The organism is Halomonas sp. (genome assembly GCF_014859505.1).
Taxonomy (GTDB): Bacteria; Pseudomonadota; Gammaproteobacteria; order Pseudomonadales; family Halomonadaceae; genus Halomonas.
On sequence record NZ_JACUUD010000244.1, the window covers coordinates 1 to 1,936 of the forward strand.

At 69.7% G+C, this 1,936-nt stretch carries 2 protein-coding genes; one reads left to right on the forward strand and one right to left on the reverse strand.

The genetic code is table 11. The annotated features are described in order from the left end of the window. Nucleotides 1-95: 95 nt before the first annotated feature. On the reverse strand, nucleotides 96-1,475 hold the full coding sequence (locus IBX53_RS15945) for an FAD-binding oxidoreductase (protein WP_290911316.1): 1,380 nt from the start codon (nucleotides 1,473-1,475) through the stop codon (nucleotides 96-98). A gap of 136 nt (nucleotides 1,476-1,611) precedes the next feature. On the opposite strand from IBX53_RS15945, the gene IBX53_RS15950 reads away from it, so the two are divergent. Further along, entirely contained in the window at nucleotides 1,612-1,809 is a 198-nt protein-coding gene (locus IBX53_RS15950) for a hypothetical protein (protein WP_290911319.1), read from the forward strand. Nucleotides 1,810-1,936: the final 127 nt, after the last annotated feature.

Below are 1,936 nucleotides of genomic sequence, written 5' to 3' on the forward strand. Positions count from 1 at the left end.
TGGGGCTGATCGCGGTGCTGCTGCTGGTGGTCTACGTGCCGATACTCGCGGGCTGGTCCGGCGCCTGAGCGGCGCCGGCTGTCACGCCCTGGCGCTCAACCCAGCACCTTGCCGGGATTGAGCAGCCCATGGGGGTCGAGGGCTTGCTTGAGCAGGCGCATGGTGGCGATCTCCGTCTCGCTGCGGCTCAGGCTCAGGTAGTCGCGCTTCTCCAGGCCGATGCCGTGCTCGGCAGAGATCGAGCCGCCGATCTCGGCCAGGGGCGCGTAGACGAGCCGCTCCACCGCCCGCCGGCTCTCGGCGCCGCCATCACGCACCGTGATCATCAGGTGCAGGTTGCCGTCGCCCAGGTGGCCGAAGGTGACCAGGCGCGCCACCCCGGGCCAGGCCTTCTCCAGGCGCTGCTCCAGCGCCTCCACATAGGCCTCCATGGCGGGAATTGGCAGGCTGACGTCGAAGGAGAACATCGGCTTGAGCGTGCGCACCAGCACCTCGATGTCCTCGCGGATCGCCCAGATCGCCTGCCGCTGGGCCTCGGAGCTCGCCAGCACCGCGTCGGTGATCAGCTCCGCCTCGAAGGCCTCTTCCAGCAGCGCCTGGAACTGCTCGGCGTCGTGCTCGGCGTCCATGCCCTGGCTCTCGAGGATGGCGTAGAAGGGCGAATCGGTGGCCAGCGGCGGGGTGTGGGCGCCGCTCTCCTCGGTCATCAACCGATAGTGGCTGTTCCACAGCGCCTCGAAGGCGCTCAGCCCGATGCGCCGGGGCGCCAGGTTGAGCAGGGTGGTCAGCGCCGCGAAGCTGGGCACCGCCACCAGGGCGCACTGCTCGCTGGCCAGGGCCGGCTGCAGGCGCAGCACGGCGCGGGTGACGATGCCCAGCGTCCCCTCGCTGCCGATGAAGAGCTGCTTGAGGTCGAAGCCGGCGTTGTTCTTGAGCATGTGATTCATGGAGCTCAGTACCCGACCGTCGGCCAGCACCGCCTCGAGCCCCAGCACCTGCTGGCGCATCATGCCGTAGCGGATCACCCGGATACCGCCGGCGTTGGTGGCAATGTTGCCACCGATGGTGCAGGAGCCCCGGGCGCCCAGGTCCAGCGGGAACTGCATGCCGATCTCGGCGGCGGCCTCCTGGACCCGCTGCAGCGGCACGCCGGCCTGTACGGTGAGGGTGCCGCCCACCGGGTCGACCGCCTCGATCGCACTCATACGCTCCAGGGAGATCACCAGCTCACTGGGCGCCGCCACGGCGCCGTGGACCACCCCGGTCAGCCCACCGTGGGTGACCACCGGCTGGCGAGCCGCATGGCAGAGCGCCATGACGCGGCTGAGCTGCTCGGTATTCCCGGGGCGCACGATGGCCGCGGCCTCGCAGGGAGCCGAGGTGAACCAGTCGACGCTGCGCTGGCGCACGGCCTCACCGGTCAGAAGGTTCTCGGGGCCGACGATCTCGGCGATCTGTTCAAGCAGTTGCTGCATGGTGGATTCCTGTAATGCCTTGTTCTGCTGTCATTCTCCCCCAACCCTCTTCCCAGGGCGAGCGACGATGGGTAATGTCGACAGGCCACGGGCCCTGGCCGCCCGCCTCTCCCGACACTGCCATCAAGGATGCTGCATGCTCTCCAAGCGCTCGACCCTGCCCGCGACCCTGCTGTTCGGCACGCTGCTGCTCACCGGCTGCACCACCTACACCTTTCCCGACGGCAGCCAGGAGACCCTGTGGGGCGTGCCCGCCGACGACGAGACGCTGACCCGCGAGGAGCGCGACCGACAGGCGCCCCGCTACCGGGCGCCCGGCGAGATGCCGAAGTAATCCCTCGGGGCAGGCCCTCAGGCCGGCGGCGTGACTCAGCGCCGCTCGAAGACCACGCTGAGGTTGTTGGCCGGCATATCCACGACGCGGGCGAGCTCGAGGCCACGGCCCTGCGCCTCGGCCACGA

Bases quoted from the DNA above. Each gene is read 5' to 3' on its own strand.
- IBX53_RS15945 (WP_290911316.1), bottom strand. From the start codon at position 1,475: ATGCAGCAACTGCTTGAACAGATCGCCGAGATCGTCGGCCCCGAGAAC.
- IBX53_RS15950 (WP_290911319.1), top strand. From the start codon at position 1,612: ATGCTCTCCAAGCGCTCGACCCTGCCCGCGACCCTGCTGTTCGGCACG.